This window comes from Amycolatopsis dendrobii (assembly GCF_014145675.1).
GTDB classification, from domain to species: Bacteria; Actinomycetota; Actinomycetes; order Mycobacteriales; family Pseudonocardiaceae; genus Amycolatopsis; species Amycolatopsis dendrobii.
Genome location: NZ_JACGZW010000022.1, coordinates 1 through 13,912 on the forward strand (window position 1 = coordinate 1; position 13,912 = coordinate 13,912).

At 68.0% G+C, this 13,912-nt stretch carries 15 protein-coding genes; 5 read left to right on the forward strand and 10 right to left on the reverse strand.

The window, feature by feature from the left end; translation table 11 throughout:
- Nucleotides 1-83 precede the first annotated feature (83 nt).
- The 7 genes from H4281_RS41800 to H4281_RS41830 all read right to left on the reverse strand — a co-directional run bounded on the left by H4281_RS41800 (nt 84) and on the right by H4281_RS41830 (nt 6,625).
- Nucleotides 84-1,409 (reverse strand): MFS transporter, encoded by a 1,326-nt coding sequence (locus H4281_RS41800; RefSeq protein ID WP_182896391.1) that lies wholly within the window; start codon nt 1,407-1,409, stop codon nt 84-86.
- Between the two features lie 182 nt (nt 1,410-1,591).
- On the reverse strand, nt 1,592-2,548 hold the full coding sequence (locus H4281_RS41805; RefSeq protein ID WP_182896392.1) for a PDR/VanB family oxidoreductase: 957 nt from the start codon (nt 2,546-2,548) through the stop codon (nt 1,592-1,594).
- Nucleotides 2,549-2,569: 21 nt separating this feature from the next.
- A complete protein-coding gene (locus tag H4281_RS41810) occupies nt 2,570-3,313 on the reverse strand; it encodes an SDR family NAD(P)-dependent oxidoreductase (RefSeq protein ID WP_182896393.1) in 744 nt (247 codons plus the stop codon).
- Nucleotides 3,310-3,813, reverse strand: a complete 504-nt coding sequence (locus H4281_RS41815) for an aromatic-ring-hydroxylating dioxygenase subunit beta (RefSeq protein WP_182896394.1) — start codon at nt 3,811-3,813, stop codon at nt 3,310-3,312. Before H4281_RS41815 ends, H4281_RS41810 begins: the two co-directional genes overlap by 4 nt.
- Nucleotides 3,806-5,077: an aromatic ring-hydroxylating oxygenase subunit alpha gene (locus tag H4281_RS41820; protein WP_182896395.1), complete on the reverse strand. Its 1,272-nt coding sequence runs from the start codon at nt 5,075-5,077 to the stop codon at nt 3,806-3,808. Before H4281_RS41820 ends, H4281_RS41815 begins: the two co-directional genes overlap by 8 nt.
- 13 nt (nt 5,078-5,090) lie before the next feature.
- Entirely contained in the window at nt 5,091-5,471 is a 381-nt protein-coding gene (locus H4281_RS41825; RefSeq protein WP_182896396.1) for a hypothetical protein, read from the reverse strand.
- A gap of 32 nt (nt 5,472-5,503) precedes the next feature.
- Nucleotides 5,504-6,625 (reverse strand): acyl-CoA dehydrogenase family protein, encoded by a 1,122-nt coding sequence (locus tag H4281_RS41830; RefSeq protein WP_182896397.1) that lies wholly within the window; start codon nt 6,623-6,625, stop codon nt 5,504-5,506.
- Between the two features lie 135 nt (nt 6,626-6,760).
- Between H4281_RS41830 and H4281_RS41835 the strand changes: the two genes are divergently transcribed.
- The 4 genes from H4281_RS41835 to H4281_RS41850 all read left to right on the forward strand — a co-directional run bounded on the left by H4281_RS41835 (nt 6,761) and on the right by H4281_RS41850 (nt 10,306).
- Nucleotides 6,761-8,218, forward strand: a complete 1,458-nt coding sequence (locus H4281_RS41835) for a PAS domain-containing sensor histidine kinase (RefSeq protein ID WP_182896398.1) — start codon at nt 6,761-6,763, stop codon at nt 8,216-8,218.
- 96 nt (nt 8,219-8,314) lie between these two features.
- Nucleotides 8,315-8,821, forward strand: a complete 507-nt coding sequence (locus tag H4281_RS41840; RefSeq protein WP_182896399.1) for a flavin reductase — start codon at nt 8,315-8,317, stop codon at nt 8,819-8,821.
- A 22-nt stretch (nt 8,822-8,843) separates the two neighbouring features.
- On the forward strand, nt 8,844-9,092 hold the full coding sequence (locus H4281_RS41845) for a hypothetical protein (protein WP_051171481.1): 249 nt from the start codon (nt 8,844-8,846) through the stop codon (nt 9,090-9,092).
- Nucleotides 9,089-10,306: an amidase gene (locus H4281_RS41850; RefSeq protein ID WP_182896400.1), complete on the forward strand. Its 1,218-nt coding sequence runs from the start codon at nt 9,089-9,091 to the stop codon at nt 10,304-10,306. The genes H4281_RS41845 and H4281_RS41850 overlap by 4 nt, the downstream gene beginning before the upstream one ends.
- On the opposite strand, the gene H4281_RS41855 is transcribed toward H4281_RS41850, so the two are convergent.
- The gene (locus tag H4281_RS41855; protein ID WP_009084166.1) at nt 10,296-10,910 is read right to left on the reverse strand and encodes a response regulator transcription factor; all 615 of its coding nucleotides are present in this window, start codon (nt 10,908-10,910) and stop codon (nt 10,296-10,298) included. The two genes, H4281_RS41850 and H4281_RS41855, sit on opposite strands and share 11 nt — an antisense overlap.
- The gene (locus H4281_RS41860; protein WP_220508657.1) at nt 10,907-11,515 is read right to left on the reverse strand and encodes a nuclear transport factor 2 family protein; all 609 of its coding nucleotides are present in this window, start codon (nt 11,513-11,515) and stop codon (nt 10,907-10,909) included. The genes H4281_RS41855 and H4281_RS41860 overlap by 4 nt, the downstream gene beginning before the upstream one ends.
- Before the next feature lie 611 nt (nt 11,516-12,126).
- Here H4281_RS41860 and H4281_RS41865 point away from each other — a divergent pair.
- Nucleotides 12,127-12,672: a TetR/AcrR family transcriptional regulator gene (locus tag H4281_RS41865; RefSeq protein WP_182896472.1), complete on the forward strand. Its 546-nt coding sequence runs from the start codon at nt 12,127-12,129 to the stop codon at nt 12,670-12,672.
- A gap of 748 nt (nt 12,673-13,420) precedes the next feature.
- On the opposite strand, the gene H4281_RS41870 is transcribed toward H4281_RS41865, so the two are convergent.
- Nucleotides 13,421-13,633: a hypothetical protein gene (locus H4281_RS41870; RefSeq protein ID WP_009084161.1), complete on the reverse strand. Its 213-nt coding sequence runs from the start codon at nt 13,631-13,633 to the stop codon at nt 13,421-13,423.
- Between the last annotated feature and the right edge of the window lie 279 nt (nt 13,634-13,912).

Here is a 13,912-nt window from a genome sequence, read left to right on the forward strand (position 1 = left end):
CCGTCGTCCCCGCGTGTGTTCCCTGTTCTGGGGGGGGGGGGGGGGTGCGGGTAAGACCCGCCCCCGCCACTCCCGAGCCCGCGTCAGCTGACCAGTTCGGGAGCCGGTTTCGCGGCACGCCGCGCGGGGGCGGTTTCCGGGAGGATCAGCAGGCAGACCAGGCTCAGCACGAGCAGCGCGGCCAGGTAGTAGCCGACCGCGAGGGCGTCGCCGGTCGCGGCCACGATCCGGTTGGCGATCATCGGGGAAAGGCCGCCGCCCAGCACCGCGCCGACGTGGTAGCCCACGCCGAGGCCGGACTGGCGCTGCTCGCGCGGGAACAGTTCGGCGAACCAGGTGTACATCGGTCCAAAGAGGATTCCGGTGGCGGTGAAACCCAAGAGCAACGCGACGAATACCGAGCTGATGGTGCCCGCCGACGCGATCGGGAACATCACGAGCGCGGCGATGATCGACAGGACCGAGCCGGTCAGCATCACCGGTTTGCGGCCGATCCGGTCGGACAGCCAGGCGGCTCCGACGTTCGCCGCGGCGTGGCACAACAGGGTGATCGTGGAAATGGTGACGATCGGGGCGCGCGGGAGGCCGAGGCCTTCCGGGGCGGCGGCGGTCGCGTACGAAAGCATGAACGTGACCAGCGCGAACGTGCAGGCGGTGAGTCCGAGGTTCGCCCCGGCGATCAGCAGCAGCCGTCGCCAATTCGAGCGGAGTACGTCGGCGAGCGGCTTTTTCGCACGTGTTTCCGCGGCGGCCATTTTCTCGAATTCCGGGCTTTCCGAAACGCCGCGGCGGACCCAGATGCCGATCGCCAGCACGATGCCGCCGGCGAGGAACGGGAGACGCCAGCCCCAGCTCATGATGTCGTCGTTGGGCAGCAGGAGAACCAGTGCGAAAGCCAGGTTCGCCAGCACGACCCCGATCGGTGAGCCTAGTGCGACGAAGGAACCGTAGAGGCCGCGCCGTTTTTCCGGGGCGTGTTCAACGGCGAAGACGGCCGCGCCGGCGCTTTCCCCGCCGCGGGCGGCACCGTGCAGCAGGCGCAGTCCGACGAGCAGCAGCGGCGCGGCGATGCCGATCACCGCGTACGGCGGGAGCACGCCCATGCCCAGCGTCGCGAAACCCATCAGCAGAAACGCGGCGTACAGCGCGGTGCGGCGGCCTCGGCGGTCGCCGAGCCAGCCGAAAAGCGCCGCGCCGAGCGGGGCCATCACGAAACCGATGGCGAAGGTCGCGAGGCTCATGAAGGTGCCGAACCAGGCGTTGCCGGTTTTGAAGAACACCGATCCGAACACCAGCGCCGCCGCGGTGCCGTAGATCGAGAAATCGTACATTTCCAGGGAAGTGCCGACGCCGGCGGCGAATCCGAGCCGCAGCACGCCGGGAGAGTGCGCTTCGTCGCGCTTGGCCATGGCAGGCCTTTCGTCGTCTCGCGCGGAATGCGCGGAGTGTCCGGTGGTGGGGAAACGGTGGACACAGCTTAGGGAAAGCGTGACGAAGGAGGCAAAGTCCGATTTGCGGCGGATTGATAAATAAAATCGATCAATTAATAGACGCGACAGCCGGAATCCCGGGGATTCCGGCCGCCGGTGGCTCAGTACAGTTCGATCACCAGTTTTTCGGAGCGGGCCCGCGACACGCACAACGCCATCTGGTCGCCGGAAGCCTTGTCGCTGGCCGAAAGACACTGGTCGCGGTGTTCCGGCGTGCCTTCCAGCACCCCGGAGACGCACGAACCGCAGATGCCTTCCTCGCACGATTTGAACACCTCGATCCCGTTGTCGGTCAGCACCGACAGGATCGACCGGTCGGCCGGGATCTCGAACACCTCGCCGGTGTCGAGTTCGACGGTGAACGGCTGGTCGCCGCTCGTGTCGACCTCGGCCGCGGTGAAATGTTCGACGTGCACCCGCGTTTCGCCGACCACCGGCGCGAACACGCCGGTGACCTGCTCCATGAACCCTTCCGGACCGCAGGTGTAGACGTGCCCGGAGGAGCCGAGTCCAGCCGCCACTTCCGTGAGCACAGCGGGCTGCTCGTCGCGCGGTACGCCGAAATACAGCAGCACTCGATCCCGGAATTCCGCTCGTTCTTCAAGCAGGGAAACAAAAGCCGCTGACTCCCGGCTGCGCGCGAAGTAGTGCAGTTCGAATTCCGCACCGTCCGCGTGCAGCTGATAAGCCAGGCTCAGCAACGGAGTAATGCCGATGCCGCCCGCGATCAGCACGTGCCGCTCGGCGTCCGGAGCCAGCGAAAGCAGGTTCCGGGACTCGCCGATCTCGAGCTTGTCGTTCTCCGCGACCGCGTGCAGCGCCTCGGAACCGCCCCGCGAATCCGGCTCCCGTTTCACCGCGATCAGCAGCGACGACGTGTCGTCCGGCCGCCCGCACAGCGAATACTGGCGCAGGATCCCGGTCGGGCCGGTGACGTCGACGTGCGCACCGGCGGGATGCGGGTCGAACGGCAGGCCGTCGGCGCGCACGAGGCGAAGCGCCCGGATTCCGGGCGCTTCCTCGACGACCTCGGCCACGCGGACCACGGTGTTCGGCATCGGCTCTCCGTTTCAAGCGGTTCAGCGCAGGTAAAGGCCGCCGTTGGCGTCCCAGCAGGCCCCGGTGACCGAGGCCGCGCCGGGCGAGGCGAGCAGCGACACCATCCGAGCGATGAACGCCGGGTCGCCGAGCCGTCCGACGGGGATGTTCTTCGTGAAGGCCTCGAGGTTGTCCTCGCCGACGATCGAATGCACCATCGGGCTGTCCAACGGGCCGGGGGACACGGAGTTCACGGTGACCCCGCGCGAGGCGAGTTCGCGCGCGAACACCTTGGTCGCGGACATGATCGCGCCCTTGGACGACGCGTAGTGCCCGCCGGTCGCGGTGCCGCCGTTCTGGCCTGCCAGCGACGCCATGTTCACGATCCGCCCGTAGCCCTGCTCGGCGAAGTACGCGCCGAAGATCTGGCAGGCGGTGAACGTGCCGGTGAAGTTGACCGCGAGGACCGCGTCGAGGTCTTCCGGGGTGATCTCCATCAGCGGGGCGGCCTGAGTGCGGGCCGCGTTGTTGACCAGCACCTGCACACTGCCGAAATCGCGGACGACGTCGTCCTTCAGTTGCGCGAGCGCCGCCCGGTCCTGTACGTCGACCGCGTAGCCGCGGCAGTTGCCAAGGGCGGCGGCAAGCTTTTCGGCCGCTTCTCCGTTGACGTCCACGATCGCGACGCGGTAACCCTCGGCGTGCAGCTGCCGGACGATCGCTTCGCCGAGCCCGTTCGCACCACCGGTGACTACCGCGACGTGCGGCTCCTCCGGCGCGCTCACAGCAGGAATCCCGCGGCCGGAACGGCTTCGTCGCTGTTGACCAGCCGGACGACCTTCAACGCGATCCGGTCGCCTTCGGGGCCTTCCGGAGAAAACCGGATGCGGTGCACCAGATCCGCAGCCCACAGGTCGTGGTTGCCTCGCTTGTAGGCGACCAGGATCTGTGCCGAACGCAGTACGACCTCTTCGTCGGAGACGGATTCCGGCACGAAGCGCGACACCGTTCGCACGGTGCGGGCGGAATCGACAGCGGCGAGTGCGTAGCCCTCGGTCATCCGCGCGACGCGCATCTGCCGCATTCGCGCGTCGTCGTAGACCATGTTCAGCGAGCCGGCGAAATCGTCGGTTTCCCGGTCGATCGGGATGACGTAAATGCCGTCTTCGGAGAACAGCTTCTCCCACTCGTGGTATTCCGTGCGGTCGAGCAGTTCCGCCTCGCGGTTGACCAGCTCGACGGCGCGCGCGACGCGAGGGTCCGTGACGGGGATGGTTTCAGTCATCGCCCATCATCTCCTTCCACTGGGCGTACGCGGCGCGCATGCCGGTTTCGTCGGTGACGTGCGAGGTCGGCCAGCCTTCGGGGCTCGCCTTCTCCCGCGCGAGTCCGCGGTTGACCAGGATCGGCAGGTCCGGGCCGCCGTGCGCCCCGCGCTGCACGCGGTCCCAGCCCTCGGCGTCGTCGGGTGTGCCGAAGCCGAACGGGCCCTGGAAGTGTTCGTGGATGCGCAGCCGTTCGCGGTTGACCACGTCCAGTTCCGGCGGTCCGTCGGGACCGATCGCGACGTGTTCGATCAGCGTCTCGTTGACCGAAATCGGCCGCAGCACGCGGAAAAACGCCGCGGACATCGAAACGTTCGGGAACAGGTTGAGGTTGAACCCGGTGCCGTGCATGGCCCGGACCACCTTGCGCACCTGCGCCTCGTCCAGCGTCTTCGACAGCTCGGCCACGACGTGGTCGAACCGGCCCTGGAGCGGTTCGGTGCCGTCGTCGACGTCCAGATCGGAGTGTTCCGGCACCATCTGCATGACGCTGTGGCCGTTGCCGAGCGAATGCGTGATCGCCGACGGATCGGTCATGAACGACATCATGTCGGCGGTTTCCGCGTCCACCGAAGCCATCCACGACCGGTGCACGATCGGGAAGTGATAGCCGTCGGTGGTGTTCTCCAGCTGGATTTTCCAGTTGCCGCGGAACTTGAACTGGTGTTTGCCCAGCACCTTGATCGGGTAGCCGCCGCCCTGCTTCATGAAGCGGTCGATCCACAGTTTCGCGTCGCCGAGGAAGTCCTCAAGGGACTCGCTCTCTTCGGCGAAGGTCGCGAAAACCATGCCGCCGTAGGACTCGGTGCGCAGTTTCTTCAGCGACAGCTCGCCCTTTTCCAGCACGCCTTCGTAGCCGTCAGGATAAGGGATGCCGCGAAGCTTGCCGTCGAGGCCGTAGCTCCAGGCGTGGTACGGGCAGGTGAAGCCGTTGGCCTTGCCGCTCGGCTTCTCGCACAGGCTCGCGCCGCGGTGACGGCAGCGGTTGAGCATCGTGTGCAGGGTGCCCTTGCGGTCCCGCGTCACGATGACCGGCTGGCGGCCGACGTAAGTGGATTTGAAGTTCCCGGGCTGCGCCAATTCGCTTTCGTGCGCGACCCACACCCACGAACGCTCGAAGATCTGCGTCATCTCGCGCTCGAAGATTTCGGGGTCGGTGTAAAGCCGGGCGGCGACCCGGTCGCTCTCAGCGAAATCGGCGGGAACTTTCGCGTTCTCAGTCATGAGTTCTCCGATTTCACTCAGGCAGGTCGACGTCTTCGCGGACGGTCAGCGGACGGCCGATCCGGGCTTCGATCTTGGCGAAGCGCCACAGTTTGACGCCATTGCTGCCGACCTCCGTCGTGCGCAGCAGGTTGCACCCGGCCTTGACGGTTTCCTGGCTGTCGGCGTCGGCGAGGATGTAGCAGGTCCACGGCCAGCCGTCAGACGGGCCGACCATGTGCGCGTCGTCGTCGATGTCGCCGATGAAAGTGATGCCCGGCAACGCTTTCAGCTGGTCCATCATGGACACGAAGGACTGCCAGACGTCGCCGATGGTGATGTCGTCGGCGGGCAGGTCGAAGAAGTTCTGGTTGATGCCGATGCAGAAAAGCACCCGCAGGGGCTGCGTGCTCACAGTCGGAGACTCCTCGTCGTGGTGGTGGCTGGTCAGCGGAATCCGGGGCTGGTCGGCGGCTGTCCCATGAGAACCGCGCCGGCGGCGTCGTGGATGGCCGGGCCCAGGAACGCATGCTGCTTGGGTACCAGTGCGTCGCCTTGAAGTCCACGCAGCGGGTGCGTCGAGTAGATCGGCGCGGTGCCGGAAATCTCGACGAGCTTCGACACGACCTCGGACGCCGTCTTCGCCAAGTGCGCGGACGAAAGCCGCAGCTGGGCGTTCTGCTCGTCGGTGGCCTCGTCGCCGGAGACGACGGTGTCCCAAACCTCGTGGCTGACCTCGTAGAACCAGGCACGGGCGGACCGCAGCGCGGCCTCGGCGTCGGCGTACCCGGTGCGGTAGTAGCCGCGGTCGGCGAGCTTCGGCGCTCCGGTGACGCCGGTATAGCCAGCGCCGACCTCACGGGCGTGGTCGAGCGCGGCACGCGCGACGCCCGCGCCGACGATGGCGAGAACCTGTGCGGCGTAAGCGATTGTGGGGTAGCGATAGAGCGGCTCGTCGACCATGGGCGCGCCGCCGCGGATGAACGTCCACTCGCGGGGGACCTCGACGTCGCGTACGACCAGGTCGAACGACCCGGTGCCGCGCATGCCGACGACGTCCCAGTCCTGGACGATTTCGACCTGCTCGGGCCGCAGCAGCGCGGTGCGCGGTTTCCCGCCGGTCGATTCGTCGCCGGGGATGCCGACGCCGAGGATGTCCGCGCCCATGCAGCCGCTGGCGAACTTCCACCGGCCGTCCACGCGGAAGCCGGTTTCGGTCGCCGGGGCGGGCTGGACCGGGAAAAGACCGCCGGCGAACGCCACGTCCGGACCGTCCTTGTACAGCTCTGCCTGGGTGTCCAGCGGGAGCGCGGCGAGGTAGATCAGCGACGAGCCGAAGCTGGCGACCCAGCCGGTCGAACCGTCCACAGTGGAAATCTGCTCGATCAGGCGGAGGAATTCGGCCGGCGGGAGCGGGTTGCCGCCGAACTTCGCCGGCGTGCTGGCCCGGTAGATGCCGAGCTGCTTGAGCCGGTCAATGAAGTCGCGCGGAACGTAGCGCTGCTGCTGGAACTCGTCCTTGCGCTTGGCGAGCTCGGCGAGCACCTCCTCCATGGTGACTTCGCTCATCGCTGCTCCTCAGAATGCCGGTGCGGTCGCTCCGACGGTACGAACCACGGCGGCGCGCGGGAATTGGTAGTGCCTGAGCGGGCGTAGGGGATTTCTTCAGTGCGAGCCGCCAGCCAGGGGCTTTACGCTGAGCCGATGGAGGCAGACCCGCGCGCGCCCGAGCTGACGACGCACGATTTCGTCGCGATGCTCAACGCCAGCCGCACGTGCGTGCTCGTGCACGACGGCGCGACGAAGAACATCCTGTGGGCCAACCCGGCAGCCTGCGAGATGCTCGAATGGAGCGTCACCGAGCTGCGGCCGCTGAAGGCGAACCACATGAGCAGCTCCGCGCAGCAATACGACCGGGTGATCGGGCGGGCGTGGCTGCAGGAGGCGGTCGACAAGGGGGTCAGCCGGATCGAATGGCACTACCGCACGAAATCCGGCCGGGTGATTCCGACGGACGCGGTCGCCACGCGGGTCGAGCTGGCCCAGGGCCCGGCGGTGATGGTGCAGTTCCGCGACATCGAACGCGAGCAGGAAATCGAGCGTGAGCTGCGGTTGACCACGTCCTGGGTGGACGCGCTGGCCCGGCAGACGTCGGCGGTCGCGCTGATGCTCGACGGCTCGGGCGAGCTGCGGTTCGCCACGGACTCCGCGGTCGCGCTGTTCGGGGCGACGCCCGATGAGCCGCTCGGCCGCCTGACCGACTACGCCGGCCTGCGTCTCGACGACCGTCCGGCCACCTGGGACGAGGTCCGCGAACGCGCGGTGCCAGCCACGCAGGTGCGGCTGGAAATCCAGGGCCGGGTGTGGCTGGAAGGAAGCGTCGAACGGCTCCGCGAGCCTGGTGGAGACGCGTTTCTGCTGCTGCTCTACGACGTGTCCGAGCGCATCCGCGGCGAGGTGCAGCGCGAGCGTGACCTGCACCGGGAGAACTACCTGGCGCGCTACACCGCGATGGGCGACATGGCGATGGCGATCGCGCACGAACTGAGCCAGCCGCTCGCCGCCGCGGGCAATTTCCTGGCCGGGGTGCGGTCGCGGACGCTCGATGCCGCGCCCGTCGTGTACGGCATCGACAGCGCCGTCCGGCAGATCGAGCGGGCGAGCCAGATCGTGTCGTCCGTGCGCGCTTTCGTCGGGCATCTGGAGCACGTGGAGCAGGTGGCCGACCTCAACGAGATCGTCGAGGAATGCCTGTATTTCGTGCGGTTGCGAGCTGAACCGGCCGCGATCGAGGTGACCTTCGACCGGGCGGGCGAAGCGGTGCCCGTGCACTGCGAACGCGTGCTGACCGGCCAGGTCGTGCTGAACCTGTGCTTCAACGCGATCGAGGAAATGGCCCAGTGCCCCCAGCAGCGGCGCAGCCTGGTGCTCACCACGCGCCGCGACGGCGACACCGGCGTGGTCACCGTGGACGATCGCGGCCGCGGCTTCCCGCGCAATCCGTTCGACGAGTCGTTCACCGCGAAGGAGCGCGGCAGCGGCATCGGGCTGGCGCTGAGCCACCGCATCATCACCCGCCAGCACGGGACGATCTGGGCCGAACACCGCGCGGGCGGCGGTTCGCGCTTCGGCTTCGCACTGCCCGCGACCGGCCCGGGTTAGGAATTCTTCAGCTACGCCGGGGAAGTTCTCGATATCCCGGTACCGGTGCGGCTTTGTACGGTCAGCGGAGTCCCGGCCCCAGTCCTAGGAGGCACCGTGTCCGAGCTGACCCGGACCCAGCGCGAATTCCGCACCGCGATGGCCAACCTCTCCGCGGCCGTCAACGTCGTGACCACCGCCGGCCCGCACGGCCTCGCCGGGATGACGGTGAGCGCCGCCTGCTCGGTCACCGACAGCCCGCCGACCGTGCTGGTGTGCGTGAACCGGTCGAGCCGGTCGCACGCGATCCTGGTCGGCAACGGCCAGGTCTGCGTCAACGTCCTCGGCCCCGGCCAGGAGGACCTGGCCATGCACTTCGCAGGCGCGACCAAGGTGCCGACCGCCGAACGCTTCGACCGGGACTGCTGGGACCTCGACAGCGAGGACGCACCGGTCCTGCGCGGCGCGGCGGCCTCGCTGGTCGGCCGGATCGTCGGCGAACAGGAGCACGGGTCGCATTCGGTGCTGTTCGTCGAGATTGAGAAGGTGCTGACCGCGCCGGACAGCGGTGCTTTGGTGTACTTCCAGCGCCGCTTCCACCGGCTTGCCGCACTCAGCGCCTGATCGAGGAGAACCCGTGGACCGGATGACCCTGACCTGCTACAACGACACGCACGGCTACGGCTGGCGGCACGTCGACCTCTTCGTGCACGACGAGCACGGCCGCGAACTGGACTGGGTGCACTGGCAGGTCCCGGCCGACGGCCCGGACGCCGCCGACGAGGCCACCGCGCGCGTCGAACCGCTGCTGCGGCGGACGTCCGACTGGCGGCACGCGGTCAGCGCGAGCGGCATGGACTACTGGACCGCCGACGCCGCTTGGACCCAGCCGTGACCGGCCCGTGGTCGCTGCGCGCGCTGGTCGCCGACCTGACCGCTGGCCGGACGACACCGGAAGCCGCCGTGGCGGAGGCGCGCTCGCGGATCGCGGCGGCTTCCTTCGACGCTTGGGTTTCGTCGGCCTACGTGCCTGCTTCGACGGGTCCGTTGGGCGGAGTTCCGTTGGGCGTCAAGGACATCATCGACCTGGCCGGACTGCCGACCCGCTGCGGCTCCGTCCTGCGCGCGGATGTCCCACCGGCCACTGTGGACGCTTCGATCGTCCGGGAATGGCGTCGAGCCGGAGCGGTCCCGATCGGCAAGACGGTCACCACGGAATTCGCTTTCTTCGCACCCGGTCCCACGGATAATCCCGCGGCGCCCGGCCACACCCCTGGCGGTTCCTCCAGCGGTTCCGCCGCCGCCGTTGCCGCCGGACACGTCCCGCTGGCTTTGGGTTCGCAGACCGCTGGCTCGGTTACGCGACCGGCCGCATTCTGCGGAGTCGCCTCGCTGGTGATGAGCCGGGGCCGGTTCCCGGTCGACGGCGTCACCGGCCTGAGCCCGAGCCTGGACAGCCACGGCATGTTCACCGCGACGGTTTCCGACCTGGCCTTGGCCTGGTCAGCGCTGTCGGGAGAGCCGGAGGCCGCTGCTTCCTCGGCACCGCGATTGCTGGTGTGGTCTCCGACCGGCATGAGCCCAGCGATGGAGACCGCGCTTGGTACTGCGGTTTCCCGGCTGCGCGCCGCCGGTGCCGTGGTCGACGAATTCCCGGATTCTGCTCTGGTCGCTGCTTTGACTGCCGCACACCCCGTGGTGATGGCCTACGAAGCGGCGCGGGAACGCGCTGTTGAGCTGGCTTCCGCGGACCGCCTCAGCGTCCCGCTCGCGCAACTGCTGCGTACTGGCGCGGAGATGCCGCGCGCGGAGTACGAGGCCGCGCTGGACGTCGTCGCTTCCGGTGCTTCGCGGCTCGCTGAGGTCGTTGGCGGTTATGACGCCGTCCTCGCCCCTGCCGCGCTCGGTTCGGCCCCTCCCGGTCTGACCGCGACCGGCGATCCCGTGCTCAGCCGCCCGTGGCAGGCGCTGGGCCTGCCGGTCATCGCCGTCCCAGGCCTGCGCGACAAGGCTGGCTTGCCACTGGGATTGCAGCTAGTCGGCCGTTCGTGGGAGGAGACCGCTCTGCTGGTCACCGGCCGCTGGACGGAGACCGCGCTCAAACGGTGACGCGATGGGTGAGGATGTCGCGGACCAGCGTCCCCAGGCTGTCCGCTGACGTCTTCGCCTTGATCCGCGCCCGATGCACGTCGACGGTTTTGACGCTGGTGCCCAGCCGGTGCGCGATCGCCTGGCTGGGCATGCCGTCGACGACCAGTCGCAGCACCTCGCGCTCGCGCTGAGTCAGCGTATCGAGCCGAGCCCGGACCGCCTGCCGCTCGGCATGCTCCGCGAACCGGCGGCGGGCCTCGATGAGCTGGGTCTGGACCACCTCGACCATGCGCTGGGCCTGGTAAGGCTTCTCCAGGAAATCGACCGCCCCCGCGGTGAGCGCGCGGACCGACATCGGAATGTCGCCGTGCGCGGAACAGAAGATCAGCGGAGCCGGGCAGTCGATTTCCGCGAGCTTTTCCTGCAGCTGAAAACCGCTGATCGCAGGCATCCGCACGTCGACGATCACGACCGCGGGTTCGGCCGGATCGAATTCGTCGAGGAAGGTCTGGGCGTCCGGGTACGTCAATGCCTGCACGCCGACGCTCTCCAGCAGGAACACCAGGGACTGCCGGAGGTCCTCGTCGTCGTCCACCACGTGCACGACCGGGTCGTCGCTCATGGCTTCATCAGCACCGAGGCCGAGGGATAGTCGCTGGCCCAGCCTTCCGGCAGCGGGGCGATGAAGACGTTTTCGGTGCGCGTGCGGGTGATCCGCCAGGTGTCGCCGACGCGGCGGAACGCGTTGTTCAACCGGCTGGACCGCAGGAGCGCTTTCCCGTCGGAAAACAGCCACGGCTGCATGTGGATCCATTGCCCGGTGGCCTCGTCGCCGTCCACGTGAATCTGCTCGGAGGTGAGATAATGGGCGTTCAGGAGAAGTTCGGGATCTTTCTTCTCGCCCCAGAACCGCTGAAAGTGCGCCCGGATAGCCGCGGTGCCTTCGGCCCGCCCGAACTGTCCGTCGTAGTACTCGCCGACGCCCTCCCAGACCGCATCCTCGGTGTAGAGCTCCATGATGAGATCGATGCGCTCGTCGTCGCCGTCGATGCCGAACTCGGGGCAGGGCGTGTCGCAGAGGAACATGTAGCGCGCCTGCACCCGCCGGATCTCCGCCTCGGCCTCAAGCACCTCAACCCGCCGCACCAGCCCCGCGACGGCCTCCTCCAACGCGGCCACCCGCCGGTCCTGGCTGCTGTCGGACAGTGCGGAGTGCTCGAGAGACATCGTTTTCCTCACTAGGGAACTCGTGACGGTTGACGCTTCAGCGCCGGGGCTCGCCTTTCGGTGCGGTTTTCGGCTCGTTGACAGGGTAACCGGACCGCTCCGGGCGCTGGCAGCTTGTGATCAGCCTCTGCCGGGGCCGGAAGGCTTGTCAATCGAAACCGGGAGTTATGCGCGGCGTGTTTTAACCGGGGGGCGAGGGTTATCAATGGGCGGGGTTGGTTGGTGGAGAAGGGGTTGGGCGGGTGGCGTCCTGTTCGGAGTCTTGGGCTGGGGTTGGCGGGGTCGGGAACGGTGTGCTGTTCGTCGTCAAGGTCGGGGACGCCGCTCGTTCCCGGGGCCTCATGGTCGTCGGCGGGCGCAACGGCTGCTGTTCTCCGGGAGCTCTTGGTCGTTGGGGTGGGGACGCCGTCGAGCGTGAAGGCGGCTGTTCTTGCCCCCGGACATTGGCGGGGCCGCCGTTTCCCCAGCTGCCGATTGGTCGTTAGCGAGCGAGATGCTCCCCGCGAGCGCCTGGTCGCCGCCGGGCGTGCCAGGCCGCAGATTATGCAGCTCTCGTGTGGTCCGCGATACCGTGGCGGTATGTGCGTTTCCACTGGTGCGGGTCGTCGGCGATGAGCGCGGCTCAGCGGGCCGACGCCCGGGAGAACCGGGAGCGGATCGTCGAGATCGCCCGCGAAGCGATCGCCTCCTCGGGAGAACTGCGGCTGAACGCGGTGGCCAAGTCGGCCGGTGTCGGGCAGGGAACGCTCTACCGGCACTTCCCCACGCGCGAGGACCTGCTTGCCGAGGTGTACCGGCAGGAGGTGGAAGACTTGGTCGCGCTGGCTCCGGAACTGCTGGCTGCCAGCGAACCGGTCGAGGCGCTGTCGCGCTGGTTCGACCGGATCACCGAATACGCACGAGTCAAGCGCGGCGTCTTCGCGGCACTGGAAACCGCAGTGTGGAAAGGCCTGTCCGAAGAAAGCCACGGCCCGCTCGGCGACGCCATCACGCTCCTGCTCGACGCAGGGAAGGCCGAAGGGGCCATCCGCCCCGACATCGACGCCCGCGACTTCTTCATCTTGTCCGGCTACCTGACGCGCCTGGACGAGGACGAGTGGGACACCCGCGCTCGGCACCTCTTGGACGTCTTGCTGCAAGGCGTCCTTTCCCGCTGACCCGCGGCTCATTGCGCCGAGCGACGGTCGGCGGGGGTGGCTTACCGGGTCGGTCGCGCTTGCCTTTCATGCAGAACCGGCGGATCGACGCTGGCGAGATCTGCTTGCAAGGCAACGGATTCACGCGCTACCGCCGACGGTCGCGACGCGGTCGTGCGGCAAGCGTGCTGTGCTAGGCAACTTCGCGTGATGTACCGCATGGTTGCGGGATGTGAGGGTTCCGTGGCGATCGGGGCAGGTCCGTTGCGCTAACGACGCCGCGTGATTGTCTGACGTGACGGCACCGTGACTATCGATGCGCCGCAGGCATGCCGCGCGAGATGACGCCAGGTGATGCGGTGTGCTGCGCGGGTGTGCGTTGGTGCAGGCGCTGCAGTCGGCCGATTCTGTCGTGGGTGCCAATGTGGATTGGCAATCCCGGCGCGGAGCAGCGGTGTGCCGCAACGAGCGCAGTGGAGCACCGAGAAACCAGTGGCCGAGACAGCGATCGCAGTGGATGTGGCGTGGCCGGCGGTGACCCGGGGCGCGGCGAGTATCGCGGAGTGAGCGGAGCGCGTTGTGACCGTCGTGGACGGGCGCGGCGGGGTGCAGGGCAGCAGGTTCTGCCGAAAATGTAAGGAAATTCAGCGCGAGATCCGGCCGAAAAGCCGGGGCATCGGACGTGGTGTCCATATTGGACGGGCCGTTCGCGTGCGCGGCGGCCCGGTCCCCCAGATTTCCCCAGTGGTGGTGCTGTTGGTGTTTCAGTTCAGGAGGCGACGGCCAGCCGGACCCGGCGGTCGCGAGCGTACGAGACCAGTTCCCGGACCTCGTCGGTGGTGATGATGCGGACTGCGTCTTCCAGGATCTCGGCCGTGGCCACCTGCAGCGGCCAGGAACGCAGGCCGGGAGCGGGTTCGTGCCAGAACCACTGGCCTTGGGCGAGATCTTCGGCGGCGACGGTGGGTGCGTCGGTGTTCATGCCTGCAGCCTAACTTGCACCACCGACAGAAAATCGCTCTACCGGACATCCCGGGACAACCCTGGAGGAAGCGCAAGAAGTGAATGCGGATTCGGAGAAAGTTCCTGCTGGTCGAGAGGATGCGCGTGAGCTGGCGGGTGGCGTGGGTCACGCGGGGTTTCCCGGTCGGCGGGTGGGACGGGGGCCTGGTGCCAAAGTAAGGGGCTGGTGACCTGGCGCCTCTTGGCGGCGGGTTCAGGTGGATTTTGCACGGCCGGGCGGCCTGCCCTAGGCTTCGCC

Excerpts from the sequence above, each read along its gene's own strand:
- H4281_RS41800 (WP_182896391.1), bottom strand. The coding sequence starts at position 1,409 with ATGGCCAAGCGCGACGAAGCGCACTCTCCCGGCGTGCTGCGGCTCGGA.
- H4281_RS41805 (WP_182896392.1), bottom strand. The coding sequence starts at position 2,548 with ATGCCGAACACCGTGGTCCGCGTGGCCGAGGTCGTCGAGGAAGCGCCC.
- H4281_RS41815 (WP_182896394.1), bottom strand. The coding sequence starts at position 3,813 with ATGACTGAAACCATCCCCGTCACGGACCCTCGCGTCGCGCGCGCCGTC.
- H4281_RS41820 (WP_182896395.1), bottom strand. The coding sequence starts at position 5,077 with ATGACTGAGAACGCGAAAGTTCCCGCCGATTTCGCTGAGAGCGACCGG.
- H4281_RS41830 (WP_182896397.1), bottom strand. The coding sequence starts at position 6,625 with ATGAGCGAAGTCACCATGGAGGAGGTGCTCGCCGAGCTCGCCAAGCGC.
- H4281_RS41835 (WP_182896398.1), top strand. The coding sequence starts at position 6,761 with ATGGAGGCAGACCCGCGCGCGCCCGAGCTGACGACGCACGATTTCGTC.
- H4281_RS41845 (WP_051171481.1), top strand. The coding sequence starts at position 8,844 with ATGACCCTGACCTGCTACAACGACACGCACGGCTACGGCTGGCGGCAC.
- H4281_RS41855 (WP_009084166.1), bottom strand. The coding sequence starts at position 10,910 with ATGAGCGACGACCCGGTCGTGCACGTGGTGGACGACGACGAGGACCTC.
- H4281_RS41860 (WP_220508657.1), bottom strand. The coding sequence starts at position 11,515 with ATGTCTCTCGAGCACTCCGCACTGTCCGACAGCAGCCAGGACCGGCGG.
- H4281_RS41865 (WP_182896472.1), top strand. The coding sequence starts at position 12,127 with ATGAGCGCGGCTCAGCGGGCCGACGCCCGGGAGAACCGGGAGCGGATC.
- H4281_RS41870 (WP_009084161.1), bottom strand. The coding sequence starts at position 13,633 with ATGAACACCGACGCACCCACCGTCGCCGCCGAAGATCTCGCCCAAGGC.